The following is a 26086-nucleotide window of genomic DNA, read 5'->3' as shown; positions in this document are numbered from 1 at the left end:
GCGCGGCGTCCTGGAACTGACGTTGTCCCAGAGCCAGACGCTGTCGGATGATTGCCTGACTCGACAAGGGCCACGTACATCATTATCCCTGCCGACGCTCATTCTGCCGCCAACTTTCTTTACATAAAATTCAGCAATTGGCCGAAGCACTTTCGAATGGTGGGGGGTAGGTCGGTTTCGTACGACGACGGGGGGAGGGTAATAAAGGTACCTCCATGTCGTGCGCACACATGATATTGCTCTCCTGAGTTAATGCGTTATTTTACCGGGCGGCAGTAGAATGTGAGCTTGGACTGACCCTGCTGCTCTTGTCCAAGAGTTCTTCGTCATTATGCCAAAAAAGTGACAGTGACTTTGCGCCCGCTACAGTCGAACGCCATTCCAGTTGGGGGTGAAACTCTCACTTCTTAACACCGACGGGTGTTGGATGATCTGGTGTGCGTATTTTGCAAAGAATCGAGCAAGGCCAACGTGACTCTCACAACGCTGTTCACGCTGTGCCAACACTACCAAGTGCTCATTTCGACATCTTGGAAGAACTCGATGAATTTGCATGACCGACATCAGGTGTGGGTGCAGGACATCGATGGATGTGTAACGAGTTTTGCTGCCGTGTATCTCAGACATTGTCTGACGTCGGGCTAGGGACAACGGAGTTAGCTATTAATAGATCATCGGTGCTCATCTTCAGAGTGGGCACTTATTGGCCTGCATTAGGGGGAGTGCGAGTACGTACTTTTGCTCGTGCACACACCAAGTAGTTAAGCAACGTACACTAGTCGTTGGGAACCACTGCGGCAGTTGAACAGCTGAATGCTCCCTGTGCAACCTGACTATAGGGCCGCCCACTTCCTCAAGAGTCAAGGTCAGGCCCACGACAATCAACACGGCTGTTGAGATCACCAATTCAGGTAAAACGTTCTGTTGTTTTACCTATGTTTTACCTGTAAACGAAAACACCCTGCAAACACTTAGTTTACAGGGTGTTGTACGAATTGGATGTGGTCACGTAGGAAGTTGATGCGTTCGGTAGACTATGGCAGCCTGCGGTAAGAAGCGGTAAACTATGGCAAGTAGAGCCGTTTTAGGCAGTAGGCAACTTGCCATAGTTTACCGCGCTTTTCCATTGTTTGCCGGGGAAGTTCACACACTGGGAGACTCAGTGTGTGACGCGCGCAAGTTCTGAAACGCGGACTTGGTAGCCTGGTGCCGCTTCTGCTCCCGGCTCTTGGCGTAGCGGCGCGTGGTCTGAATAGCCGAGTGACCGAGCGAGTCCTGCACCTGGCCCAGATCGGCGTCCCCGTCCAGCAGCATCGTGGCGAAGGTATGCCGGGCCACGTGGGCCGTAATGAACTCCCAGAGCGGGCCGCGCCGCTCTACCCGGTGGGGGCCCCGCTGGCGCACCTGCTTGATGGGACGGGTAAGGCCCGCCGCCTGGGCGGCTTCCTTGATGCTCTCGTTCATTTCCTGGCTGACGGGCACGGGCAGCCGGCCGTGGTAGCGCTGCCATATTTCCAGCGCAATGTCATCAAGGGCCACGCGCACCTTTAGCTTTTTGCGCTGGCCCTTGAACTGCACGTACTCCAGGATGTAGTCGCCCCGGTCCTGCACCACGTCGGAGGGCTCCAGCGCCCGCAGGTTGCCGAAGCGAGGGCCGGTAAAGCAGTTGAACACGAACACGTCGCGCACCTTGGTCAGGTGCTCCGTGGGCATGGGCGTCTGGTAGAGCTGCATGACTTCCTCGAAGCGCAGCGGCTCAATCTCTACCTCGTAGGAATACTCATCCGTCAGCCAGGCAAACGGATGGCCGGCGAACTTGAGCAGGGCCCGCAGGCCTTTCAGGTAGCGGCCTACCGTGTTCGACTCCAGGCCGATGCCGCCCGTGCGGGTGGGAGCCTCATCAATGAGGTAGTTGCACCACTGCTCCACTAAGTCCGAACGTTTGGTTTTCGGGTCGGGTAGCAGCTCCTCCAGCGTGGTGCCGGGGCGGAAGGCTTCCCAGTGGGTCACTACCGGGTCAATCTTGCGCAGGTAGTTGGGCGTGTGCTTGGCCTTGTAGAAGGTCTTCCAGTCGGTCGCTACGCTGCAAATAGTCGGCATGGCCGGGGCCTCGGGCTCCTCTGCAGCTGAGGTAGGGGTAGGGGCTTCTACTAGGTTCAGTTCCGCAAGCAGGGCCGTGCGCATCTGCTCCGGCGATACCTTCAGCTTATCCCGTTCCGCATCGTCGAGCAGGTCCTCGGCTACTTTATAGAGCTTGCCCAACTTGCGGTTGATGCGAGTAGCCCGCTGGTCCTGGGTGCTGACCCGCTGCTTACTGGTCCAGTATTTTTTGAGCACGGATTCGCGCACGCCCATGCGCACAACGGGGGCCGTGCCGAATTCCGCAGCCGGGTGTTTGGCCCAGCGCACCTCGATGTAGATTGGATGCCGGCCCTCCGTGGCGTTGTTGTGTAGGTAGAACCGGATAGTCATTTATTACAAATCAGCACCAGCCTTTTGAGCAGCCTGTTTTTTATCTGCCGCTTTTTGTTTGCTTATCTCTGTGCTAGAAAAAGAAATAAGTGCATCATGCGTAAGGGTATTTTCATCATACGAACCCGTTACTTTATCTCCAAACCAATAATATTTCTCCAAGTATTTATTGCTTTGATAACCGCCCCCATATTGCGAGGCCAGAGCATCGTACACCTTCCTGCTATCCACCAAGCCCTTCGTATTAATCATGACGATATAAAGCTTGCCTTTATAAAAGCCATAAACAATATCCTTAAGGTTGGCATCTCCAATCTTTAGGTTCTCGTCTGTCTTGTTGTAAAACTTTGTATCTCCATCTTTCTCAATCTCTTTCAGATTGGGTATTGTAGATACATCATCGCCAAAATGATAGGTGCGAAACCCGTTTTTGGCATCAAGGGCCGTTAGCTTCTCATCCTTCTTCTTTGAGTCGGCTAGTACTTTTGCCAATCCTTCTTCGAGCGAAGGCACATTTGTTCTTTTAGTAAAATAAACCTTGTTCTTGAATTCAACGGCAACCCAATTAGGGGATGCCGTAGTGCCTACCACATAATAATATCCAGGTGTTTTGCCGTTATTCTCAAATGCTGGAGCGCTAGAAGTATCAGCAAGGGATTTATACAATAAAACCTTATCGCTTTTCACTAAGCGTAAGTCTCGTGTGATTTTAGTGTATTCCTGTGCGTAAGATGCTGAGGAAACAAACAGAAGCGACAAAGAGAGTAATCGTGTGAACATGGGTATATAAAGTAAGTGAAGGGGATTTATTTTGAAATTGATCATATCAAATCTACAGCCTTACCTTAGGCCGGTCGAAAAACTCCTCTATCTGCCATAAGGAACTGATTTGTTCACGGCGAACAGGTAAGAAGCCAGCTTCTTGGTTTTGGGCGCGTAAGGTGAGCAGGCCTTTTGTGAATAGTTCGTTTTCCCGAATGGCCTTAATGGTCACCGTCTCATCGTAGGCAATGACACATACCTTATTGTGCACCTGCTCCCACTTGGACTCAGGAATTTGCCAGCCAATTACACGGTCACCAGTGTACATAAGCGGCTCCATGCTGTCACCTGCGACGGTGAACACCAGGGCATTTTTATAACGTGCTGCTTCCTCGGGGCCGCTTACATATAAGCGTACTGTATCTAAGTGAGATAAGTCAAAGTTGCTGCCTGCTAAACCTAATTCAATAAAACTAGCACGAGCATTAGGGTCTAAGTGAGGAATATCCACGGGGTACATATCTATCAGGAATCCTTCCGCATATACATCATTTGGGAAAGCGGAAACCTGACCAGTTACAGGATTAGAAAGAGGATGTTTACCCGTCTTTATGTATTCAACCGAGGTCTTATAAAGACGAGCAAGAATTTGAAGAGCTTCAGGCTTGATCTTCGCGTGCGGATTGTTCTCGTACCGTCGCACAGATTCGTGGCTCTTGCCAATTTTAGACCCAACAAACTCAAGAGTGAGCCCGCTATCCTCACGTAGCTGGCGTAGTCGCTGAGCCCGGTCTGTGGTTATAGAAATCATGGTTTTTCGTGCAGGATTTCCACAAATCAACGGACTTTGTGAATAAAAGTGTAACAAATGCACAACAATGCTTGACTTTGCACGTTAAAGCATGTATGTTTGTCATATTCATTCACACTTTACCGCCATGGCTAAGAGAAAACCTAGCGACCCTTACAACATCCGGGCTCAAGTTGACCCCAATGTAGAAGCCGCCTTGCGGCGAAAGCAGGGGCTCATTCAGATAGAAAAAGGCACGCGGCCTAATATGGATGAAGTCGTTGCCGTGGCGCTAAAAGAATGGCAGGAAGCTCAAGTAGCGGCCTGATATTTTTTTGCCCTGTTCTGCACGTTTTTGCACGAGTTAGCACTTAAATCCACGTATCGAACCACCATCAACTTTCAACAATGCCTCTCCCTTCAACCAACCAACACCTCAGTGCTCAAGCTGGGGGCACTCAGACCGCTGACTGGTCTACCTATTTCGAAGCTGACATCCAGGCAAAAGCAGTCATAGCTGCTGCTGTGGCTAAGGCAGAAAAGGAAGCAGAAATCATGCTGCGCACCTATGTACAGAGCCCTACGCCTAACCCGGAGAAGAACTACGACAACCGGCTGCACTTGCGCCTCGACTGCGGGAAGACAAAAGCCTACGAATTGCTAAAGGCTTACGAGGAAGGAAAGGAGTGGGGGCTTCGTCACGTCCGAATCGGCAACAAATACATCGTGACGGAAAAGGCAGTGCAGGAGTGGCAAGAGTCCTTCGGCATGCAGGTAAGCCACCGCAAAGCCGCCTAAAACAAAAAGCCGGCTACCGCTGCGAACGGTACCCGGCCCTACTCGAACTCTTTACGACTGCAAGATACAATGTTAAGCCCTTCCCTCAAACCCGCTACCCCCGTCAACCCAGCCGAGCGCCCGATTGCGAATGCCGTGCTGATGAGTGCCTTACTCGACCTGCACCCGCTGGAAAACTTCAATGCTATTCAGGTCCAGCTCAGCGAGAAGTACCCCGACCTGAAAGAGGAAATCTACGAGGCCCTGGAACAGGCCCAGGAAGCCCGCCTCTCTGATACCTGCAAAGTCATTCAACTGCAAGCCTAGCCTACCATGTCCCGCACCACTGCCCACCTCGACCCCGCTACTCAGGTTGCCGTGCCGCAGCTGTGGCTCGACATCGACGCCTACCTGGCTTACTGGCTGAGCAATCCGTTGCTGCCAGCCGGCCGCGTGGCTGCCACCCAGCAGCGGTTGCCCCTGCTGGATAAGCTCGACAAACACAAGCTGGCGCTTCGCCTGCAGGATGCCGTGAAGGGGCTACGCGCCCTGGAGCCCTACGACGCCACCGGCTACAACCTGCTGCTGAATCTGGTGCGGCATGAGCTGGTGAGCAGTGAGGAACGGGTAGCCTTGAAACCGCACCTGCTGCGCCTGCGGGGCGCTGAAATCGACTGGGAATACACCCGGTTAGAAGCCGCAATTAAGCTACGAGAATACACCGAATACGATAAAGAAGCTGCTTGAGCTATACCTCTTATGCCCCTACAAACTGCCCTCTTCATTGACGTTCACGGCCGCCTGTGCTATCGCATCTACACGGCCAATTATGAAATCCGCGGCTTCAAAGAGAAAAGCTTCCTCTGCCGCGCCATTGCCTAACCCCTCACCCTCAATCCTTCACATCATGTCCATTACCCTCACTACCACCTTCTGCAAGGTGATGAACGAAACCACGGTTACGGCTACCGATAACGGCCGCTTCGTGTGCGCGGAGACTCGCGCGGGCCGCGGCGCCCGCCTGACGGTGCAGCTCAGCCAGGAGGTACGCGACGCCGCCGACCGCATCCTGCGCAGCGAGAAGCCGCGCCCGGCCTATGGTCTCACGCAGGTGCCTGGCCTGCAGGTGCGGCAAGTAGTGGGCTGATGAAAGTCCCCCGCACCGCCTGCATCAGCACCTTGGCTCAGCTAGTCGCTCACCTCAAAACCCTTCGCTCATGCCCTCCAAGCTCTCCCACCCCCGCTTAGTGGCCCAGGCCCGGGCCCAGCGTGCCAACCGTCTGGAGCTGTTGGCCCTACTGCTCGTGCTGCTGCTCTCGGCCTTTGCCTTCAGTAGCTGCCAAGAGGTAGTCGCTGGCCCCACTGGCGACCAGAAGGCTGAACGCGCCTACCCCATCGGCCCCGGCCATACCTACACCGGCTGGGCGGAGGTGCACTAAACGCGAAGCGGCGGCATCCCGCGAAGGTGCCGCCGCCAAAACCTCAACCAGGAATCCTTCACGAAACCCGATTACGACTGCAAAGTAATGGAAAATCAGAATACTCCGGCCGTTGCCGACAAGCCCGCCGCCTCCGCTTCCGTCGATACCATTCAGCGCCTAGTGCTCGGGGGTGACCTCTCGAAGATGGACGCGAAGGCCCGCGTTACTTATTACATCCAGCTCTGCGAGTCGCTGAAGCTGAACCCCTACACCCAGCCTTTCCAGATTCTGCGCCTCTCTGGAAAGGAAGTGCTCTATGCAACCAAGTCCTGCACTGAGCAGCTTCGCAAACAGAATAAAGTATCGGTTACCAAGCTGGAGCACCGCACCGAAAACGGGCTGATGGTTGTCACCTGTTCGGTGAAGGATAAGACCGGCCGCACCGATGCGTCTACCGGGGCCGTGGTCATCGAAAACATGAAGGGTGAGGCCCTGGCCAATGCCTACATGAAGTGTGAGACGAAGGCCAAGCGCCGCGCTACACTCTCGATCTGCGGCCTGGGCATGATGGATGAATCCGAACTGGACACCATCAAGGATGCCGAGACGGTACCCATGCCGCCCCTGCCCACAGAGCAGGAAACCAGCGCGGAAGTAGTGCAGCAGGTGCCGGCTCAACTTGCCGAACCCGTAGCCGAGGCTACCCCAGTAGTCTTGAAAGCCGAGGAAGCCAAGCTGCAAAAGCTGGTGCAACTCATTGCCTCCCCTGAACTCGACGAAGAAGAGCGGGCCGTGCTGCTGGCAGTGCCGGTAGATCAGCGCCCCGCTACCTGGGTAGAGAATACGCTGGCCAAGTTGCCCAGCGTAGTGCAGGAGCGCAAAGACCCGAAGAAGGCGCTGGAAGCGGCCCAGAAGCAGCTGCGCACCGCGGCTGCCCGGCATCAGAAAGACATGCCCGATAGTGCCTACCAGGCTATCATCCTCCGGGCGGGGGCCATTACCGCCAAGCCTGCTGAGCTGCGGGCGGAGGCCCGCGCCTTGTTAGCCCAATTCCAACTGCAACCCGCCTAATCATTCGCCCCACTGCCTGCGGTGGTGGGGCTTTTTGGTGCCATACTCAACGCATTGTATTCATGGAAGTTAATAGCAATTCTACTATACTCAACGGGGGGGGGTATTTCTCCCGAGGAGAAGGAGCGCAATCGGCTGAAGTACTTACGCCGTCGGCTCCGCCTGTATCTGCCAGCGGTAAACCTGGGCCTCGATACACGGGTGCGGCGCATCAATGTCCCCTTCGACTTTCAGCCCGACACACTGCCCATCAAAGCGCGTCCCTACTGGCGCGAATTGGTGCAGGAGTACGGGTATGTGGCTCAAACCTTCTTGTCGTAGCACATGGCTAGCTACTTCAAGCTCCGATCTACCATGTGCCAGGAGCGCACCGAGGCAAAGCCCGCCTGCTCTTGGAAGATGGAGTACTACTGCCAGGATGCTACGGGCGTGTGCTCTATCTGCGAGTATGAATCGGGCATTATCTACTTAAGCCCAGTGCTTTCGCAGGAGCAAAAGGACAAAGGCCGCACCTTCAATGTGCCGGTTGATGCGCTGCCCTGTGCGGCCTCTGAGTATGATGCTGCACATGAGCGGCTACAGGTGGCCTTGCAGAAGAAGGAAGAGCAACTGGCCAGGGCCAAAGAGCTAGCCGCCCTGCTCAAGACGGGTAAGCTCTACTCGGCTCCCGAGCCCGAGCCGGTACAGGCTCACTTCCTCGACGACTTCACGGTGCTGGACTTCGAGACCTCCGACAGCTACGCCATTGAGCTAGCGGCCGTGCGGGTGCAGAACTGGCAGATAGTAGAGCAAATGCAGTCCTTCATTCAGTTCCGGGGTACGCTAAACTCCTATACCAAAAGCCTAACGGGTATCACGTCGGCGGACCTATGGAATGCGCCCTCTGAAAAGGCCGTGCTCCAGCAGTTCAAGAAGCTGGCCGGTGACTCGCTGCTGGTAGCGCACAACGCCCCCTTCGATTTGCGCCACCTGGAAGCAGCCCGCACCCGGCAGGGCGCCACCCAGCCGCTGGCGAATCCCTTCCTCTGCTCCGTGGTGGTGGCCAAGAGCCGCTACCCCGCGCCCCACAAGCTAGGCGAGTTGTGCGCCCGCTTCGGCATTGCCGTGGTCGGTGCCCACCGCGCCCTGAACGACGTGCTGATGACCTACCAGCTGCTCCAGCGCATGCACCAGGAGCAGCCCATTCCGGCTACCCTGGTAGGCGCTACCAGTGCGGCCAAGGCCAAGAAGTCCGCTGCCCAACCCTCTCTCTTCGCCGCTGCCTGATGAGCACCGCCCCCAACCGCTTCCTACACGCCGATGGCCCCGGCTCCTTACCCACCCGCCTCATGCTTCCCATTCGTCAGAATCTCAACCGCCTTACTGCCCTGAACCGCACCCAGCGGGCAGTACTGATTGAGGTGGCCGAAATGGCAGAGAACGGTAAGCAGCGCGCCTTCACGGCCGATAACGCCTACCTGATTGACCGCATCGGTGGCACGCCGCGCACCATCAGCCGCGCCCTGTCGCTGCTCAAGGACCTGGGCCTGCTGCACTCGACGGGTGCCACCAAGCTGCGCCGCATCACCACCACGACCCGCCTGCGGGGGTGCTACGAAGGCACAGCGGCCGAGCAGTTCGCCGCTGTCGAGGCGCTGAACGTGGCGCTCGAAAACGCGGAAGAATCCAATTTGTCTATAGACAAAAACGGCATGTCTATAGACAATGGTGGTGCTGTCTATAGACAAACAGGGTATGTGTCTATAGACAACGGTGGTCATGTCTCTAGACATTCAGGGTCGCCTTATAAGGAAACGACCAAGAACGACCAAGTAAAAGAACAGACGGAGGAGGTGGAGGCGCTGCGCTCCGCCCTCGCCGCCGCCGAAAAAAAAATTACACAGCTGCAAAATGAAAATGAGCAGTTAGGGGCCGACCTGGAAGAGGTCACCTACCAGCGGGACCAGTTACGCCACTCGCTGAAGGCCCAACGCCCGGCTTCGCACACCGAGGGGGGCGCGCCGCTGCCCAAGCATCCCAGCCTGAAGCCCTTTGCCGAGAGCAAGTTTTCCACGCTTCAGGGCTTTACCGACCTGGCCAGGGCCCTGCGCTTCGGTGCTGTCTTCGCTCCCCACTACATCGCCGCTGCCTTGGTGAAAACCGCCGATCTGGAGCCCCGCGATGAGAAGGGCTGGCAGAACTACATCCAGTCCTGGCTGACGCGGGACGCCAAACGAAACGAATTGGTCACTTCTGACCCCACGCTACAACCTTCTCCCGATGGTACCTCAAACCGCTTCCACCGGTCAAGTGCTGGCAGCCACAGCAAAGACCTCGACCTTGGCGATATACTCGCCGCCAACGCTTACCTCGCTTCTGCAGCAGGACACGGCGACCTACGCCAACCAGGCGCTGGCCCTGACGCCGCAGAAGGCTTTACAATCCACCTCCCTGGCTAAGCTGAACCGGGAAGGCGGGCAGGAGACGGTAAATGCCTTGTCGCTGGCCCTGGCCTTTACTCTCAAGCAGCTCAACGTGCAGAACGGGATGAGCGCCGTGCAGATTGCGCTGGCCATTCCTCAGCTGCTTCGGCAGTTCTACTACCTCAAATTCGATGAGGTGGTGCTCTGCTTCCGGGAAGCGGCACGCGGCCGGTGGGGCAAGAACTACAACCGGGTGGACCTGCAGATTGTCACCGACTGGCTGGCTGCCTACGATGAGGAGGTCCGCACCCCGTTGGTACTGGCCCAGGCTACGCACGAGCATGAGCAGTTGAAATCGGGCAAGGCCGTCAGCAACCCGCTGAACGTGGCTGATCTGGTTGCCCTCGGGTATGTACCCCTCAATGACTTCACCAAGCAGCAGGCCCAGGCGGAGCAGCAGCAGCGCGAAGCGGAACGGGCCGCGCTGGCGCCGATGCCGGCGGAGGTAAAGGCGGCTGGTGAGCAGCTGGCCCAGCAGGGCCGGACCTTCAAGGTGGAGCGGGCCAAGGCCATTGATTCGGCTACCCCGCACCTAGGCCAGATGAATGAGGCTGGCTACACCCGTCGCATCCGCGAGGAGATACCCCGCATGTCGGAAGCCCAGCTCAAGCAGATGGAAGATAATGCCTGGGAAACCCGCAACAAGGAGGCCCTTGATGCCATTGCTGAGTTCCGCCGCAATCAAGCCGCTGCCGCATGAGCCTTGCCCTGGTCGCCGCTGAATGCCAGAAACGCGGCCTGGCTATTCCCTCACTCCCTATCCTTCAACCCCATGAGACTCTGTAGCCTTTTCGCCGGTATCGGCGGCTTCGACCTTGCAGCGCACTGGATGGGCTGGGCAACGGTCATTCTGGTGGAATGGGAAGAATTCCCCCGCCAGGTGCTGATGAAAAATTTCAAGTGTGTACCCGCTGAGGACCTGAGCCCCGCTGAGCTGACTGCCATCATTGATGCGTGGAAAGCATGGAAGCCAGGCCAGCCACAGCCTACCTCCGTTCTCTATGGTAATATCTGCCACTTCGATGCGACCCAATGGCGGGGAGCAATTGACCTTGTTTGCGGGGGCTTCCCCTGCCAGCCCTACTCCGATGCCGGTAAAAAGCTCGGCAATGACGACCCTCGGGCACTCTTCCCGCAAATGCTTAGAGTCATTCGAGAGCTTGCCGCGCGCTGGGTTCTGGGCGAAAACGTTCGTGGCCTGCTTAGTCAGGCAAAAGGGCTGGCATTCGAATCAGTGTGCGCTGGCCTGGAAGCTGAAGGCTACGAGGTTCAACCGGTGCTACTTCCAGCTGCAGGTGTCGGTGCTCCCCACAAGCGAGACAGGTTCTGGTTTGTGGCGCACGCCCTCAGCTCAGGAGCCGGGTATATCAGCGAACAGGCTAGTGACGAAGGATGGAATGCCCGCCCAGCTAGGACAGCGGGCCTACGACAAGCACACAGGGCGGCTGGCCCAAGTGGGGCTTGTGCAGCAGGTACACATGGGGCTACTGCCCACACCGATGGCTGCCGATGCGACCCGGGGAAAAGCGGAATCCTTTGTGAACGACAAGGGGGAAGTGCAGCGGAAAACCATCACAGCCAACGGCCGGCCCTTTGCCCCGCAGTTCACGGATGTGGCGCCCTTCCTGCCTACGCCCACGGTACACGGCAACCACAATGCCAAGGGTATGAGTGCCAATTCGGGGGACGGGCTGAGCACAGCGGTAAAGAAGTTATTGCCTACCCCAACCGCTCAGGATGGCAAGAACTCGCAGGCGTTTCCCTCACAGATGGAGCGCAACTCGCCTGGGCTGGCAGCCCAGGCGGCGCTGGACACCAACCAGCCTTCCGGCTCACTGAACCCCCGCTTTGTGGCCCAGATGATGGGCTACCCGCCGGACTGGTGCGAACTGAGCCCAGAGCAGCTGGCACAGGTTCGGGCAAAGTCAAAAGCAAAAGGAAAGACACGGGCCGAACGGACTCGCTTAAAGGCTACGGCAACGCCATAGTACCCCAGGTGGCCTACCAGCTCTTCCTAGCTATTGCTGACTGGATAGCCCTGTACGCATGACCTACCATCCCCACATCAACACCGCCGCCTACTCCGTGGCCCAACTAGAAGCCCGGCTGGTGCTACTGGAGCAAGCGGAACGGAGCAGCACCCGGCCTTGCGCCCCGCGCACCACCGAGCTACGGGCCATCCGCAAGGCTCTCACCAAACGAACTACCAACCCCCAATCCGCTACCCGATGAATACGACCCCCAAACCCCTGTATACCCCCGAATCCGTTGACGAAGCCTTGTTGGTGCTGGACAACGTAGCCCAAACACCCGACCTAAGTGACTGGACTTTGTATCAGGCTATCGACATGGCCGCCCAGAAGCTGCGCCCGGTGCCCACGCCGGACCATGATGCCGAGGCGCTGGAGCAGCTGGCCCGGAAGTACCCGATTGATCTGCCCTGGATGCAGCCGGAAGGGCTGGGGTACCAAGTAGGCGACAAATTCTATTCAGCCTCAAACCCCAGTGCAATCTGTACTATCACCGCAATCACCAGCCACATGGTTGATTGGGACAATCCAAGTGGTAGCGAAGCATGCTGCAACAGAAGCGAGTTTGAAAAATACCTCGGCACTGGGCATTGGCTGCTGTGCCCTACGCCCATTATTGCCGCCAGCATTCTCTCCAATGGTGGTAGGGCCAACTGCCTGAACTCGGATTGCGCAGGCTGCGAGAAGGGAGGTGAGGGGAAATGAGTCAACAGCACTTCGCCAATACCTGCCAGGTGTGCGGCACTCGCATTGGAAAGGATGCGTGGCTGTGTGCCGATTGCCGGGAGGACGACGACACCGACGCCGATGACTTCAACCCCGATGCCTGCCCCGAGTGTGGCAGTGACGAGGCGGGGGCTGTCATCTGCTCCGAGTGCGGCCACATCCTAGTTGATGACGATGACTGAGAAAATGTCTGTGGCCGAATACCGGGCCTCACAGCAACGCAAGCCCGCATCTGGCACTACCGCGCCGGATGCGGGCCGAAGTGCTTCCAGCAGCCAGAAAAACGATACGCAGCCGCCTGCTGCCACCCGCCGCACCTCTGAAGAAATTAAAGAACACCGCCGCAGTGGCAAAGCCCGGCCGCTGTTTAGCTCCACCGTCTGGGACTTATCCGAAGAAGAGCCCCGCTACCGCTGGTGTGCCCACGACCTGACCCAGGCCCAGAAAGACTACCTCGACCAGGCCGCCGAAGCCTGTGGCATCCGCCCAGGTCGCTAACCCACTCTCTCCCTAGCTCTCCCGTTATCCCATGCCTCGCAATCCCAACGCCGTTTACCTACCCACGCTATCCGTTTCTGGAAACCGTCGCGTCCTGTTATCGAAAGAACTCTGCACCCAGCTCGGTATCAAGGCCGGCCACCAGGTAGACCTGATACCGCCGCCCCGCCGCGGGGGTGCCTGGTACCTCGACATCCGGCCCCGCGTGGGCAAGCCCCTAACCCATACCCCCAACACCCGCCCCTGCTTCTTTACTCCCTACCTCATTAACCGGGATGTATTGTTTGATGGACAGCAGGTACGCAAGCGGGTGAAGCTGCTGCTCGGCGTAGAAGTAGCCGATAAACCTGGACTGTATCACCTGCAAGAAGTGTAGGGGGTTCACGCAACAAAGGGGTGGACTATAGCCAGAATGCTGCACTACGCCGGGGGTAGCTTTGGGCTATGCCCAACACGCCCGGTCCCGAAACCAAGCTGACCCCTGACCTTGCCCAGCGCATCTGCCTGCTGCTCATGGAAGGCGTGAGCCTGCGCCGCATCTGCCAGATGGAGGGCATGCCGGCCAAGGGCACCGTTATGGTCTGGCTGGCGAAGGACGATGCCGAAGGCGGTCCTTACGCCACATTTCAAGACCAGTACGCCCGCGCGCGAAGAGTGCAGGCCGAAACCCTCGTTGATGAGATAATCGACATTGCTGACAACCGCACCGTCGAAGATGTGGCCGCCGAAAGCGACACCATCAGTACGGAGAAAGGCGACTTCCCGAACAAGGAATGGATGCAGCGCAGTGCCCTGCGCATTGATGCGCGCAAGTGGTACGCCTCGAAGGTGCTGCCCAAGAAGTATGGGGAGAAGCTGGCCCTGACCGATGGCGATGGCAAGCCGTTGCCCGTGCCGGAAATCCGCGTGTACACCGGTGCCCCGCCACTGGCCAATTCGGAAAAAGACGTGGACGACGATGTTTGATGCCGGCCCGCTTTACCTCGAAAACCTTAACGCCCCCGAGAAAGTCCTCGTGAATCAGGGCGGCACCAGCAGCGGCAAGACCTACACCATCATGCAGCTGCTGTACTGGTGGGCCATCAAGCGCCCGAACCAGGTGATCACCGTCGTAGGCGAGAGTATTCCGAACTTGAAAAAAGGGGCGTATCGGGATGCAGAGACCATCTATGCCCGGACCCCGGAGCTGCATCCCTACATCAGTAGCTGGAACCAGACTGAGCGCATCATTCGCTTCTTCAGTGGCAGCCTGATTGAATTTACCTCCTACGAAACCGAGCAGGGCGCCAAGAACGGCAAGCGGGATATCCTGTTCGTAAACGAGGCGAACGGCATCACCTACCAGATTTACTGGCAGCTGGCCCGCCGTACCCGGTTTCGCATCCTGCTCGACTACAACCCCACGGCCAAGTTCTGGGCACATGAGAAGGTGATTGGCAAGCCCAATGTGCGGCTGATTATCTCCGACCACCGGCACAACCTCTGGCTGAGTGAGCAGGACCATCAGGAGATTGAGGATATCAAGCTGGAGGACAAGGAACTGTTTCGGGTGTATGCCAGGGGCAAGACGGGTAAAATATCCGGCCTCATTTACCGGAAGACTCACATCGTGGACGCCATTCCGGCCGATGCCAAGTTTCTGGCCCGCGGACTGGATTTCGGCTTTACCAACGACCCCACGGCCGCCGTGGACCTCTATAGCCAAGATGGGGAACTGTGGGTGGATGAAGTGCTCTGGGGGCCCGGGCTGGAGAATTCGGATATCTACCGGGAGCTGCTGGCCGCCGACCCCCTGAGCCGCCGCAAGCGCATCATAGCTGACTCCGCGGAACCGAAAAGCATCAAGCAACTGCAGGGGCTGGGGCTGCCAGTAGAGGCTGCTGCCAAAGGCCCTGATTCGGTTCGGGCGGGCATCAGCAGCATCCAACGCTATCAGCTCAACATCACCCGCCGCAGCATCAACCTGATCAAGGAGTTCGACACCTACAAATGGAAACTGGACAAGGCCACGGGGGAGCCCACCAATGAGCCTATCGACAAGTTCAACCACGGCATGGATGCCCTGCGCTATGCTGCCCTAGCCACGCTGCCCGCCCTCTCACTGCCCCGCCGCCGCTCGGCTCAACCCTCTATCGTTCGCTAATGCGCCACGAACTCACCCTCACTTCCGCCGATGGCGCTGAGACCATCACCCTACAGGTGCCCACCACCTGGGATGATGTGAGCCTGCAACAGTACATCGACTGGCAATGCAGCACGGAGCCCGCCGTATGTGTGCTGGCTGGCATCACCCCCGAGCAGCTGGACCGCCTGGCCTGGGCCGATGCGGGCTACCTGATGAACCTGCTCAGCTTCGCGGCCACCATCCCCGAGCCCCCGCTTTCGGAAGGACTGAAAGACCCAGGCAGTGCCACCTATGGGCAGCTGGTGCTGGCCAACCAGCATTTCGAGGAACACCCTGATAAGCCTGATGTGTGGTACGCGCCCTACCTCTATGCCCTCTACCGATGCCGGGAGGTGTACGGACGCAACGACCAAGGGAAAGAGGAGGCCATGCGGGAAGCTATTCTACAGGAACCTGTGGGCAAGGTCCTGACCGATGTGCTTTTTATGTACGCGGCGTGGCTGCTTTCCATGAGCGCCACGCCGCCGACCCCGAAGACTACATCGAGCCCGATGACGACGAATACGAAGCCGGGCTGGAGGAGCTTTCTGACCGGTTTGGGCAGACCCTCACCACCGACGCCCTCAGCAGCAGCCTAGGTATCAGCTGGGCGCAAGTCTACGCCCTCGATGCCGATACCGTGTACCGAAAGCTTCGCTTAGAGCAGGCCAGAGCTGCTTACCAGAAACGATTACAAGCTATTCACCGAGAGAAAATCAAGTAGGTATGACTAAACGCGACATTCTGAAATACGAGGTTCACGCTAGTTGGTGGGCTCCGCTGATCAGCAATAACTTCTTGCAGCGGCTAGCAGGCAAATACTTCGCCTGGAAGGTCAACCGCAAGTGGGACGCCTATAACAAAAGCCTCAAGGTAAGTGCAGAGGTACGTCAATTCAACCGTGCCGTGGGGGCTTATCTACCTCTCACCTCTGGCCTCTACGACGCATGACCTACGCTGAGCTACTCGAATGGAGGGCAGAACTGCACAGGGCCTATCGGGCACTGGATGATGATGATTACCTCGGGGAACACGGCGAAACCATCCGTGTTAGCCTGCGCCAAATCAGGCGTTTAGTCAAGGAAATGAATATTGATATAGCCGCCTTCTCTGTCTCCTACGACCTATGACCCACGCCGAAATCGTCGCCTACCTCGAAGCCCAGGCTACTGCCGCCGGAGCCGCTTCCTTCTGGCACGGCAAGCAGGCCCAGGCCAACATCAACTACAACGCTCCCTTTCCCCAGGCGCACCTCTTCCTGATGCCTTCCCGGCTCAAGGGCAGCAGCATTACCACGCAGGTAGCCATGTGCTTCTACGGCAAGGATGAGCACGAAAACGGCTCGGATGACAGCATCCATATCCAGAATGAAATGGATAAGATGACCCAGCGCTTTCATCTGCTGCTGGCGGAAGGCGACGAAGCGGAGCTAGTCGATGGCTTCATGGACCGGGTGCCTGTGCTGCGCAAGGGCGCGGGCATTGGTACCGGCTACTTGGTCAATTTTTCACTTAACAGCTTGGTACAATGCTAACACAATCAGAAGTCAGTGAAGACCTTGGCTATTGTGGCCTAGGCGAAATGACACAGCCAACAGATAGCCCTCGGGAATTTGAAGCCTATGGGGATGGAAAGCTGAATGTAGTCCGAGTTCTAAAGGATGGTACCACTGTTTTTCTTGATGGATACGGCAAAGAACTGCACCGCAGCAAGATGGAGGACAGTGAGCAGATCATAGAGCTTACGACGAAGTTTGGCCACTACGCCTCATGCTAGCTTCAGCCAAAGCCGCTTTCGCTGCCGAAGGTCCAGAGATGGTAGCCGCCTGCATCGAAGCCTACAAAACCTATCCGCAGCAGCCCTACGGCAAGCCCGCCTATGCCAGTGGGCGCACGGCGCAGGCCACCCGCTTTGAGGCCACCGATGACAGCCTGACGCTGCTGGGCCCCGCTCATGTGCAGGCCCTCATCACTGGCCGCGGGCCTACGGGTACTGGGGCCAGTAGCGGCGGCGACCCGCTGCATACCATTCTGGAGCAATGGGCGCAGGATAAGCCTGGCTTTATCCTTCGGCCCGGTAGCACCTATAAGCAGTTCGGCTACGCCGCCGCCTACAACATCCACAAGAAGGGTACGCTGCTCTACCAGTTGCGCCAGCCCTCGCGCCTCTTCTCTGACATCCTCACCCCCGAGCGCCTGAATACGCTCAAGGCCCGCATTGCCGCGGGCGAAATGGTGGCCATTGCCACTGAACTCCGCCACGCCCTCACCGCCTAAGCAATGGCCACCATCCGACTGGACGTTCTTAATTTCGATAACTGCACCCTCGAAACCCACTACAGCAACGACCCCGCCGCTCGCGGCCTGAGCGTTGTGCAGGTAGACCCCGTGCCGCCGCCTACGCTGGTGCCCGCCGGCCAGCCGCAGCGGGACTACGCGGTGGGGGCCGTACTGCTCCAGCAGCGCGAGGGCAACGACCGGGTAACCCTCACGGCCATAGATAGCAGCCCCTACGCCTCCCTGCAAGTCGAAGAGGACTACTACCAGCCTGCTACCCTCGCGCTGGAGGTAGAAGCTGATGCTTCCGCCCGCACCGCTACGCTGCTGGTAACCGGGGCCCAAGGGGTGTTTGAAACCAAGCTGGATGATGTGGCCAACAGCCAGTACACCGCAGGCAAAACGTCCTACACCGACATTGAGCCGGGCAACCGCACGGCGTACGTGCGCGACGAGAGCGGCGCGGTAGTGACTGCGCAGTTCTTCATTGCGGGCGTAGTTCCGCCTACCCCGCCCGGGCGTGTAGGGGTGAAGAAAGATCAGTTCACCGACTCGCGCGGGGTACTGCATGAACTGTACTACGATGCGGCCGCGGCCGTAGGGAGCCAGGTCAACGACTACCTGACGCCTGCCAACGCGGGCCAGATAGCCAGTGTGACGGAAGCCGAACGCGGGTACGCCACCGGCGAGGAAGTAGCTGCTCCACTCTGTGAAGGCACTACCCAGGTGGCCTTTCTGTCCAGCCTGGGGAACCCGTTTCTGACGGTGCAGCGTACGGCCAACAGCATAGCCTGCGGGTATGTCGTTCCCGACCCAGACCCGGACCCTGATCCTGATCCGGACCCAGACCCCGAGGAGCCCACGCCCGAGCCTGAGCCGGTCTGGTCGGGGCTTTGGGCGCCCGAGGGTATCCCGGTAGAAGTGGAGCCTGACCCCGATGGTCCGGCTTTCGTAGCGGCTGATCTCTACGCGGGCTTTCCCGAAGGCCACCCGTTGGCTGATTCCCGGCCCCTCACGTTCGTTGCCGCCGTGCGGGCGACCGTGGGGGCCTCCGGAGTGGCAACGCTCAACCTAGCCCCGTTTCTGCGCTCTGAGGTCGGGGCGCTGCTCAGCAGTGGCAGCCGCCGCCTGGACCTGAATAGTCCTACTGCCCTCACCGAAGATCTGTACGTAGGCTACTCGCTGAGCATGGGCGGGCAGATGATTGCCCAGGGCTTTGCGCTGAATTCGGTGCTCAGTGCCGAGCAGTTGGAGGCATACGCCGCCGGCCGGCCGCTGACTCCGTTCGGGGGAGTGCTGCCCATCTGGCCAGGCTACCCCTACCAGATCACGCGCCGCACGGCGGAGAACACCCTGCAGGCTGTGCCGGAAGAAGATGGGCAGGTGCGTTTTGTGCAGATGCCTTGCCCGCGCTACGGGCTGCCCGTCCGGTGGCTCTCTCCGGAGGGCGGCTTCGGGTACTGGGTGTTCAGCGGCACCCCGGCTTACGGGGATGACATCGGGGAAGGCCAGGCGTACACGGAGGCAGCCACCCAGGAATTACGCTACAGTAGTCGGGCGGCGTCCCGGGCTACGGTGGAGGCGTATTCAGGGGTGTTTGCTGAGCGGGCCTTCGTGGAGGGGCTGCGCAGCCTGCGGCGTAGTGTGCAGGCCTGGTATCAGCCCGAGGGCCCCGGCTCCGAGTGGGTGCCCATGGTGCTCAAGGGTGGCACCTTTCCGGCTTACCGCGAAGGGCGCCGCCGCTATGAGGCCACTATTTCGTTCACCGAGGCCCGGCCTCAGCTTGTACAGGGACAATGATTCAGTTGATTTTACATCTACTAGGAGACTATGTATTGCAGTCAGATAAGATGGCTGTCAATAAAACCAGCAGCCATAAATGGGCCTTTATCCATGCGCTACTTTATGCCATCGGATTTGCCTGGATAGTGCCTTCTGTGTGGGCATGGCTCGTGATTTTTGGCACACACTTCCTGATTGACCGCTACCGACTAGCTAAGTACTGGGTGCGATTTTACAACCAGGTGTCCGTGCTGGAGGCAGGCCCCTTTGGGTACCCAGCTGATAAGCCACCCTTTATCGCTTTTTGGCTCATGGTCATTATTGATAATACCATGCACCTGCTCATCAATTTTCTGGCTATTGCTTACCTGTAGCGCATGAGCAATCAACTCCTCATCGGCGGGGTAGCTGTGGACCTTTCGCCCGACACGGTTATCCTGCCTTCTTTCCAAGTATCCGATCTGCTCAAGCCGGAAAGCATTCAGTCGGACTTCTCTCCGGAGTTCAGCGTACCCGGCACCAGCCACAACCACCGACTACTTGGTCATGCCGCCTGGGACAGCAGCACGGCCCGCGTGCCCTACCAGTCACTGCCAAACGTTACCCTGCTCAGTGAAGGCGTGGAAATCATGCCCCGGGCCCGGCTGCTGCTCAAGGGCTACGAAGGCGGCGCATATCAACTGCAACTGGTGGCCGGCAACAAGCGCTTTGTCGAAGCCCTGGGGGAAAAGAAGCTGAGTGAGCTGGATTTCTCCCGGTTCGCTCACCTGCGCACCATCGGCAATATTGCTCAGCGGGCTACAGCTGCCTACGCGGCGGCCAACGGCTGGAGCTATGAACTCTACGACCGGGGCCGGCCGCTGGACGTAGCCAACCTGAGCCCCTACGACCTCTGGCCAACCCTCTCCGCGCCGCTGGTGCTGGAGCAACTGGCCACCGAAGCGGGCTTCGCTGTCGACTACCCGGCGGATGGGCTGCTGCCCCGCCTGCAGGTGCCGGCCGTGGCCCCGGCCCAGTACGCGGAGGACTTCGTGAAGGCCCGCCGCCTGCGCGTCGACGTGGGCCCCGATCATGAGGACGATGGCGCGCCTGACAGCAACCGTTCGGACGTAGTGAAAACGATTCCTTTCGATGGCTATATACGCCCTCTGGGCACTACCCCGCCCATCGTGCCCACGGTGCCCGGGGTGTACAATGCGGCAGCCTACAGCTTCACCGCTGACAAGGCCATGTACGTGCAGGTGCAGGCCCGCACCGTGCTGCGGCTCATCTACTCCACCGTCCGGCTGGGTAAGGCCCAGGCCCGCGTAGAGCTGCACGTAAACGGCCGCAAGGTGTCAGAAGGCCCCTGGGTGTCTTCGGTGGAAATGAGCGACTTCGAGGAAGGGGAAACCAACCCGTTTTCCGTGTCGGCTACGGCTGAACGGCTGCTACTCAATGCCGGCGAGCAGCTGACGGCCGTGCTGCGCATTGCCGGCGTGGGCAGCGCACCGATTGATAAGTGGGGCTTTCGCATCTTCGAGTACGCCAACTTCAACAGCGGGGGGCAGACCATTCCCGGCCATAAATTCGAGGTCAATGTACTGCCAGAGCAGCCGCCCGGAGCGGAAGTAAACCTAGCCGAGTGGCTGCCCCAGGATATGAAGCAGCTGGACTTCTTTAAGTCCCTGGTGCAGGTGTGCGGCTTTTCCGTGCAGACCGATGCCTACGAGGATAGGCTGACCCTGCGCCCCTCGCGGGCCGTGCTCGACAACGCGGCCTACGCCCGCGACTGGACTAATAAGCGAGACGCGCCAGATTTACCTACTGGGCAGCCCCGCAGCGTGGCCTACCGCTTCGGGGGCTTCGGCCAGCGCAACCTGTTTCAGTGGGCGGAGGAGGAGAGCGTACGCAAGGGCTACGGCAACGGCACCCTAGTAATTGCCGATGAAACCTTGCCAGCTTCTTACACCCTGACAACGCTCCCCTTCGCGGCCTCGGAGCGGAGCACGGCCCAGCCCGGCCTGCTGCTGATTCGCAACTATACCCTGCGGGAAAACGAAGACCCGTTCGTTGAGACGGAGTACGACAGCAGCACGCCTAAGCCCCGGCTTACCTTGCGCTCCACCCGGACCCAGCAGCTCAGCCTGGTAGAGGGTGCCGTCCGGCGGCCGGTGGAAGGGCCGGTTTCCTACTTCGTGGAGGACGGGGAAGATGTGTCGCTGGATGCTGATGCCTATATTCTGCCGGTGGCCTGGGCCGGACTGGGGGCCATGCTCACCGAGTGCCGCTACCATAAAGAACGGTACCGGCTCAGCCCCCGCGACATTGCCGAGTTCCTGGCAGAGCCGAACGTTCCGGTCTGGGACGCGGGCTTACAGGGGTACTTTTCCATCTCCAAAATCAATGAGTACACGTCGACGCGCAGTGTGGAGGTGGAGATGCTGCGCCTGCATCCTTCATTTCTGGTCGCTCCGGAGCCGGGCGCGCGCGGAGAGTTTGCGCCGGCGGAATTTCATACTCAGCCGACTAGGCCGGAGTTCTTTTAGGCATCGTATATTGCCAGTATGGAAATGAAACGCCCCAACCTTAGCATTCAGGAGTTATATACTGCTCAACAAACCAATATGGTTGAGCAGTATGTCTATGAGTTTATAGAGAAATCGGGGCGTGAAGCCATTGACAAGGTGCTGCTTATTGGCTTAGAGGCATTCAATCCGGCTTTAGCTGCCAGAGGAATTGAGTTCTGTCGGCCCATGCTCATGGAGGAGCAATGTGACGAGGACTACTCATTAGTTTACCTCAAGCACTCAGGCGAGGCCATCATGTTTATTGGCAAACCCAAGTGGCCTGAAGGTGAGTACGGCTCCATTTCTGAAATTAAAATTGAGGTGGAGTATGAGCTGATTAAAGAAGAAGACAGGAAGTGGCTGAATAAAAAGCACACGCACTTCTCCAGCAGCATATAAGCCAAAAGCCCCGGCCTACACAGGTCGGGGCTTTTTCGTATCGTTGTGGCTATGAAACAACTACTCTACTTCTCGCTAGCCGCCGTATTGTTATCAGCCTGTGATACTGGCCCTAAGTTTAAAAACCCGGTTACCATCAAGGGAAACAGCGTGCCACTGTATAATGGGCAGCAGGTGCACGACAAGGATATGCCCTCAAAGGTGGTAGTATTGGCGGATCAAGGGGATACCTTGGAGCTGCAAGATATTATGCCAACCAACGCAGACGGTGAAACGCTGTGCATTGTAGCACTTGACAGCAAGCGCACTCGTTTTAAAAACGGGCAAGCCTCCGCGTACATTGAACGCAAGTACCTAGACATACCATCCGCTACCCTAGCAAAAGCAGAGGCAGGCAAGTTACATGACCTGCCTGCCCCGTCTGCTGAAAAGCCCGAGCACCTCAATCAGAAACGCTAATCGTTAGCCAGCGTCTGAGTAGATGCATCCCGTTCGAGCCCGTCCTTTACGTCGACAATGCGCGTAATGGGCGGGCTTTGCCGTAGGGCTTTTGCTGTTGCCTGACCTAATCGTTCGTAGTCGATGCCTTGCTGCGCGCCAGCCAACGACTCGCGCACCAGAGCAGACGACGTTACCCCACCCAGTGCCATATGCCGCAACGGGCTGATAGTACGTGCTACCAGCGGGCGCCCGCCAGCAGCGACGTTGATAGCTGAGGCTGCGGCCAGTAGGTGCGGGGTGCGGCTCACATTGGCAGTTAGCACGGGTTCGCCGCCCTCAATCTCAATACCTACGCTCCGACCGGTGCGCCGGCTGTAGAGCGGAATACCGCCCTGCTCATGGCTGGGACCCTGGGCAATGCTGCCATCAGGCTCATACGCCATGCCGCCCCGACGAAATACCAGCACCCTCGCAGTCAGCACGGCCGCTTTGGCAATGGCAATACCAGTCAGAATAGCGTTCTGCGTCAGGCCAGCAATACCCGCCGTGGGGATGTTGAGCGGGTTAGCAGCGGCGGCCGTGCCGATGGCCGATAATTCACGTTGCAGGTTGATGGCGATTTCAGCCAATGCAAAAGTTTTCTTCAGAGCCAGCGCTGCCTGCCCTGCTGCCGTCTCTTCTCCGAAGAGTTCGATAACAGTATCGGTGACGGCGCCGGCCGCTTCCTTGCGGGCCTGCTGAACGCCCTTCTCCTTTTCCAGCGCGGCGGCATCATCGGCCGCCTTCTTATCCCGTGCCGCGGCTTCGGCCTCGGCTATCTGGGCCTGGGTTTCCAGCGTGCTCCGGCCGTAGTCCTGCTGGGCTACCAGCCGGGCAGCTAAGCCCGCGCGCTCAATGGCCAGCAGTCCGGCTTCCTGCTGCTCTTTGGTTGTAAGTCCGCTGGCGTATTCCTGGTTTATCAGGTTGCGGCGGGCCTGCAACTCGTTTTCGAGAGCAGTCAGCGACTGGTTGAATTCCAGTTCCGCCAAGTCCTTGGCAGCTTTAGCCCGTAGTTCTTTCTCCTTGGCCGTGTTATCCTGCTTCTTGTCCAAGGCAGCTAGTTCCTGCTGCAACTGGTTTTCAATTAGCTCCCGCTGGGCCTGCAACTGCTGCTCACTGCCATCCGCAGCCACGGCCAGCTGCGCCGCAACCAGGGTGCGGGCGTTGGCCAGCTCCTGCACCAGTTGGCGTTGTGCACTATCCTCAGTTAGCTTCTGCGAGTCGGCTTCATACTTGGCATCAATCAGAGCCTTCTGTCGTACGGTCAGGTCTTTAGCCGTTAGCTCCAGGCGCCGCTGCGTGGCTAGCTTGCGCTGCAAAATGTTGAGTTCCTCTGCGCTGTTTTTCTGCACGCCTTGCAGCTCCAGGTCCAGGTAGCCAAGCTGTACCTTCAGTTCATTCTGCTGAGCAGCCAGGACGGCCGCGGCATCCTTCTCGCGCTGGGCCCGCGCTTTGTCGGCGGTGGCCTTGTCCTCGGCTGCCTGCTGCTGGAGTAGCGCACTCCGGCGGTTCTGAATGCTTTGCTGCAAGCTAGCTGATTGTCCCTCCAGCTTAATAAGCTCTACCTGCGCAGCTACCTGCGCATCCCGCAACTCATCAGAGGTTTTACCTGCCCTAACAGCTTCCTCATTCCGAACCCGAGCAATTCTAGCGGCTTCAGTAGCCAGCTTTATGGTGGTGTTCAGATTGTCGGTTTCGAGTTTACTGGCTCGGTCCAGGTTGGCCAACCGTTCTTTTTCCGAGAGGTTACGATCCCGCGCCGATAACACCAACTTATCAATCAGGTTCTTATTCTTTTCCAGCGTAATCTGCGAGTCGCTACGCTGTTGGTCCAACTCGTCTTCTGCTCTGCTCAAGTCCCGAGCTGCCGCCGCGGCCCGGCCAATCTCGGCCGTCAGCCGCTCGGTTTTGCCGATGCTGTCTTCTACCCCCGTCGCGTACTGCAAGATGCCATTGGTCAGGCCCTTGGCGTCGCCGTTCCGGATACCGTCCCAGATGACGCCGAAGGCCTTGACACGGTTCATGACTTGGCTTTCGAGGAACTGTAACAGGTCTTTGGCAGCCTGCTTGGGGTCAGTGAACACCAGCACCAGGGCTTTGCCCGCTCCAATTACGATGCCTTCCAGCACGGAGAACCCGCCCTTCAAAAAGGCCAGGCCAGCAGCCAAATCCTCGGCACCTTCATCCGTTTTGGTGAAATATTCATAGAGTAGCCCGAGCGCAATAATGAAGGCCCCGATGCCGGTAGCGGCAATAGCACCGCGCACCCCAGTAAGCCCCAGCTTGGCGGCATCGGCCCCCTGCTTGGCCTGCTCCCAGGCTCCTTTCAATCGGCCCACGTTACCGCCAAACGCGCCGGTTACTTCGTCCAGCTCTTCCAGCGAGTCGGCTACCTTCTTGTTTTCCTCGGGCACCTCTGCCGTAGCCTCAGCCAGCTGCTGCACCTCCTTTTTCGCCGCCGCAATCCGAAAGCCAATCTTGGTGTACTCTTCTGACCCCTCGGCTACTTTGGCCTGCTCATTTTCGAGACGTACCAAGTTCTCTACCACCGGCGTAACGGCATTGCCGTAGCTGGTAAGCTTGGCCTGGGTCTGCTCATAGGTCAGGCCCGCTTCGGCGCCGGCCCGGTTGATGGCCTGCTGAAAGCCCACAATGCGCATCTGCTGCTGCTCATACGCGGGGTTGTCCTTGCTGAGCTGGGACTGCTGGATTTCGAGGCGCTTTAGCTCAGCAATCAGAGGCTCTACTGCACCCGAATACCGGCCTACATTTCTGACAAACAGGCCCATGCCCTCATCTGTAGTGCGCAATGTACCCCGCAGCTCATCAATGATTTTGCTCAGCGCCTGGGTTTCCTCCGTGCTGTTGTTAGCGGAGCCGGCTAGCTCCTGATATTGGCGCTGGGCCAGGCTCAGCTGGGCCTGGGTGGCTTTGTAGGAATCACCAACCCCCGACACGGCCCTGTTGTAGAGGTCGAGGTTTTTGGTAAGCGCGGTCTGCTCTTGCCGCTGCTTGTTGAGCTGGTCCTGCAGGGCTACAGTTTTGGCGGCGTACTCGGTATCGTTGACGATACCGTTGCGGCGCATGATGTTCAGGTCCGACTGAGCCCGGCGCGTGGCCTCAATGTCGAGTACCAGCTGCTTGAGCCGGTCGGTGGTTTTGCCTTCGTCCAGTTGGACGCGAAGCAGGACGGTTTCTTCTGCCATTAGTGTGCGGCGGGTTTAGGGGCTGGGAAGTGGGGCACCATCTGTAAGGTTTTATCAGCGATGGCATTGAGATAGGGGGCCAGGTACGCATTGACAGACACCCCCGCTTTGGCAGCCTGACGCCGAATTTCGGCTGCCGTCTTCTCGGTAGGATTCAAATGAATCTGTGGCATAGGTCTTCTTAGAGTAATACCAGAGCAATTTCATACAAGAAGTTGAAG

Annotated in this window: 34 protein-coding genes and 1 pseudogene; 31 read left to right on the top strand and 4 right to left on the bottom strand. The window is 58.2% G+C overall.

The annotated features are described in order from the left end of the window. Positions 1–1143: 1143 nt before the first annotated feature. Genes K3G63_RS11105 through K3G63_RS11095 form a run of 3 tightly spaced genes read right to left on the bottom strand, consistent with a single transcriptional unit; the run spans position 1144 to position 4045 of the window. The gene (locus tag K3G63_RS11105; protein WP_220614199.1) at positions 1144–2472 is read right to left on the bottom strand and encodes a site-specific integrase; all 1329 of its coding nucleotides are present in this window, start codon (positions 2470–2472) and stop codon (positions 1144–1146) included. 3 nt (positions 2473–2475) lie between these two features. Beyond that, positions 2476–3252, bottom strand: coding sequence for a hypothetical protein (locus K3G63_RS11100; RefSeq protein WP_220614198.1), 777 nt, complete (start codon positions 3250–3252; stop codon positions 2476–2478). Positions 3253–3304: 52 nt separating this feature from the next. Next, entirely contained in the window at positions 3305–4045 is a 741-nt protein-coding gene (locus K3G63_RS11095; protein WP_220614197.1) for an XRE family transcriptional regulator, read from the bottom strand. A gap of 127 nt (positions 4046–4172) precedes the next feature. Here K3G63_RS11095 and K3G63_RS11090 point away from each other — a divergent pair, with 127 nt between their 5' ends. The 31 genes and pseudogenes from K3G63_RS11090 (at position 4173) to K3G63_RS10950 (ending at position 22638) form a co-directional block, all read left to right on the top strand. Beyond that, on the top strand, positions 4173–4352 hold the full coding sequence (locus K3G63_RS11090; protein WP_220614196.1) for a hypothetical protein: 180 nt from the start codon (positions 4173–4175) through the stop codon (positions 4350–4352). 80 nt (positions 4353–4432) lie between these two features. Continuing rightward, positions 4433–4822: a hypothetical protein gene (locus K3G63_RS11085; RefSeq protein ID WP_220614195.1), complete on the top strand. Its 390-nt coding sequence runs from the start codon at positions 4433–4435 to the stop codon at positions 4820–4822. Between the two features lie 69 nt (positions 4823–4891). Then, complete coding sequence (locus K3G63_RS11080) at positions 4892–5128, top strand: hypothetical protein (protein ID WP_220614194.1); 237 nt, start codon at positions 4892–4894, stop codon at positions 5126–5128. A gap of 6 nt (positions 5129–5134) precedes the next feature. Continuing rightward, complete coding sequence (locus K3G63_RS11075) at positions 5135–5548, top strand: hypothetical protein (protein ID WP_220614193.1); 414 nt, start codon at positions 5135–5137, stop codon at positions 5546–5548. 12 nt (positions 5549–5560) lie between these two features. Next, positions 5561–5683, top strand: coding sequence for a hypothetical protein (locus K3G63_RS22815; protein WP_259404417.1), 123 nt, complete (start codon positions 5561–5563; stop codon positions 5681–5683). Positions 5684–5708: 25 nt separating this feature from the next. Then, positions 5709–5948 (top strand): hypothetical protein, encoded by a 240-nt coding sequence (locus tag K3G63_RS11070; RefSeq protein ID WP_220614192.1) that lies wholly within the window; start codon positions 5709–5711, stop codon positions 5946–5948. A gap of 70 nt (positions 5949–6018) precedes the next feature. After that, entirely contained in the window at positions 6019–6240 is a 222-nt protein-coding gene (locus K3G63_RS11065) for a hypothetical protein (RefSeq protein WP_220614191.1), read from the top strand. Positions 6241–6327: 87 nt separating this feature from the next. After that, positions 6328–7293 carry a hypothetical protein gene (locus tag K3G63_RS11060; protein WP_220614190.1) on the top strand — a complete coding sequence of 322 codons (966 nt, stop codon included), beginning with the start codon at positions 6328–6330 and terminating at the stop codon, positions 7291–7293. Positions 7294–7347: 54 nt separating this feature from the next. Beyond that, entirely contained in the window at positions 7348–7614 is a 267-nt protein-coding gene (locus K3G63_RS11055) for a hypothetical protein (RefSeq protein ID WP_220614189.1), read from the top strand. Positions 7615–7617: 3 nt separating this feature from the next. After that, a complete protein-coding gene (locus K3G63_RS11050) occupies positions 7618–8559 on the top strand; it encodes a PolC-type DNA polymerase III (RefSeq protein ID WP_220614188.1) in 942 nt (313 codons plus the stop codon). Positions 8560–8621: 62 nt separating this feature from the next. After that, positions 8622–9731: a hypothetical protein gene (locus K3G63_RS11045; RefSeq protein ID WP_220614187.1), complete on the top strand. Its 1110-nt coding sequence runs from the start codon at positions 8622–8624 to the stop codon at positions 9729–9731. Continuing rightward, positions 9613–10455, top strand: coding sequence for a hypothetical protein (locus K3G63_RS11040; RefSeq protein ID WP_220614186.1), 843 nt, complete (start codon positions 9613–9615; stop codon positions 10453–10455). The genes K3G63_RS11045 and K3G63_RS11040 overlap by 119 nt, the downstream gene beginning before the upstream one ends. A gap of 72 nt (positions 10456–10527) precedes the next feature. Further along, positions 10528–11085, top strand: a pseudogene (locus K3G63_RS23160) (DNA cytosine methyltransferase); the annotation flags it as partial. Positions 11086–11152: 67 nt separating this feature from the next. Next, positions 11153–11743: a hypothetical protein gene (locus K3G63_RS22810; RefSeq protein WP_259404416.1), complete on the top strand. Its 591-nt coding sequence runs from the start codon at positions 11153–11155 to the stop codon at positions 11741–11743. Positions 11744–11801: 58 nt separating this feature from the next. Further along, a complete protein-coding gene (locus K3G63_RS11030; RefSeq protein WP_220614184.1) occupies positions 11802–11987 on the top strand; it encodes a hypothetical protein in 186 nt (61 codons plus the stop codon). Then, entirely contained in the window at positions 11984–12490 is a 507-nt protein-coding gene (locus K3G63_RS11025) for a hypothetical protein (protein WP_220614183.1), read from the top strand. The genes K3G63_RS11030 and K3G63_RS11025 overlap by 4 nt, the downstream gene beginning before the upstream one ends. Then, positions 12487–12693: a hypothetical protein gene (locus K3G63_RS11020; protein WP_220614182.1), complete on the top strand. Its 207-nt coding sequence runs from the start codon at positions 12487–12489 to the stop codon at positions 12691–12693. The genes K3G63_RS11025 and K3G63_RS11020 overlap by 4 nt, the downstream gene beginning before the upstream one ends. Further along, on the top strand, positions 12686–13009 hold the full coding sequence (locus tag K3G63_RS11015; RefSeq protein WP_220614181.1) for a hypothetical protein: 324 nt from the start codon (positions 12686–12688) through the stop codon (positions 13007–13009). Before K3G63_RS11020 ends, K3G63_RS11015 begins: the two co-directional genes overlap by 8 nt. Positions 13010–13040: 31 nt before the next feature. Next, positions 13041–13385 carry a hypothetical protein gene (locus tag K3G63_RS11010; protein ID WP_220614180.1) on the top strand — a complete coding sequence of 115 codons (345 nt, stop codon included), beginning with the start codon at positions 13041–13043 and terminating at the stop codon, positions 13383–13385. A 68-nt stretch (positions 13386–13453) separates the two neighbouring features. Then, complete coding sequence (locus K3G63_RS11005; protein ID WP_220614179.1) at positions 13454–13975, top strand: hypothetical protein; 522 nt, start codon at positions 13454–13456, stop codon at positions 13973–13975. Further along, on the top strand, positions 13926–15152 hold the full coding sequence (locus K3G63_RS11000) for a terminase large subunit (RefSeq protein WP_220614178.1): 1227 nt from the start codon (positions 13926–13928) through the stop codon (positions 15150–15152). The genes K3G63_RS11005 and K3G63_RS11000 overlap by 50 nt, the downstream gene beginning before the upstream one ends. Then, positions 15152–15772 carry a hypothetical protein gene (locus K3G63_RS10995; protein WP_220614177.1) on the top strand — a complete coding sequence of 207 codons (621 nt, stop codon included), beginning with the start codon at positions 15152–15154 and terminating at the stop codon, positions 15770–15772. Before K3G63_RS11000 ends, K3G63_RS10995 begins: the two co-directional genes overlap by 1 nt. Positions 15773–15899: 127 nt before the next feature. After that, positions 15900–16124, top strand: a complete 225-nt coding sequence (locus tag K3G63_RS10990) for a hypothetical protein (protein WP_220614176.1) — start codon at positions 15900–15902, stop codon at positions 16122–16124. Continuing rightward, complete coding sequence (locus K3G63_RS10985; protein WP_220614175.1) at positions 16121–16303, top strand: hypothetical protein; 183 nt, start codon at positions 16121–16123, stop codon at positions 16301–16303. The genes K3G63_RS10990 and K3G63_RS10985 overlap by 4 nt, the downstream gene beginning before the upstream one ends. Beyond that, positions 16300–16707 carry a hypothetical protein gene (locus K3G63_RS10980; protein WP_220614174.1) on the top strand — a complete coding sequence of 136 codons (408 nt, stop codon included), beginning with the start codon at positions 16300–16302 and terminating at the stop codon, positions 16705–16707. The genes K3G63_RS10985 and K3G63_RS10980 overlap by 4 nt, the downstream gene beginning before the upstream one ends. 235 nt (positions 16708–16942) lie before the next feature. Continuing rightward, positions 16943–17449: a hypothetical protein gene (locus K3G63_RS10975; RefSeq protein WP_220614173.1), complete on the top strand. Its 507-nt coding sequence runs from the start codon at positions 16943–16945 to the stop codon at positions 17447–17449. A 3-nt stretch (positions 17450–17452) separates the two neighbouring features. Beyond that, positions 17453–19249 carry a hypothetical protein gene (locus K3G63_RS10970; protein WP_220614172.1) on the top strand — a complete coding sequence of 599 codons (1797 nt, stop codon included), beginning with the start codon at positions 17453–17455 and terminating at the stop codon, positions 19247–19249. Beyond that, positions 19246–19605, top strand: coding sequence for a DUF3307 domain-containing protein (locus K3G63_RS10965; RefSeq protein WP_220614171.1), 360 nt, complete (start codon positions 19246–19248; stop codon positions 19603–19605). The genes K3G63_RS10970 and K3G63_RS10965 overlap by 4 nt, the downstream gene beginning before the upstream one ends. 3 nt (positions 19606–19608) lie before the next feature. After that, positions 19609–21759: a hypothetical protein gene (locus tag K3G63_RS10960; RefSeq protein ID WP_220614170.1), complete on the top strand. Its 2151-nt coding sequence runs from the start codon at positions 19609–19611 to the stop codon at positions 21757–21759. Positions 21760–21777: 18 nt separating this feature from the next. Further along, entirely contained in the window at positions 21778–22179 is a 402-nt protein-coding gene (locus tag K3G63_RS10955; RefSeq protein WP_220614169.1) for a hypothetical protein, read from the top strand. A gap of 51 nt (positions 22180–22230) precedes the next feature. Further along, positions 22231–22638 (top strand): hypothetical protein, encoded by a 408-nt coding sequence (locus K3G63_RS10950; protein ID WP_220614168.1) that lies wholly within the window; start codon positions 22231–22233, stop codon positions 22636–22638. Here K3G63_RS10950 and K3G63_RS10945 read toward each other — a convergent pair. Continuing rightward, positions 22635–25865 (bottom strand): hypothetical protein, encoded by a 3231-nt coding sequence (locus K3G63_RS10945; RefSeq protein ID WP_220614167.1) that lies wholly within the window; start codon positions 25863–25865, stop codon positions 22635–22637. The genes K3G63_RS10950 and K3G63_RS10945 overlap by 4 nt on opposite strands. Between the last annotated feature and the right edge of the window lie 221 nt (positions 25866–26086).

The organism is Hymenobacter sp. HSC-4F20, from assembly GCF_019599275.1.
In the GTDB taxonomy this organism is placed as follows: Bacteria; Bacteroidota; Bacteroidia; order Cytophagales; family Hymenobacteraceae; genus Hymenobacter.
This window is presented reverse-complemented; position numbering and strand designations above follow the sequence as displayed.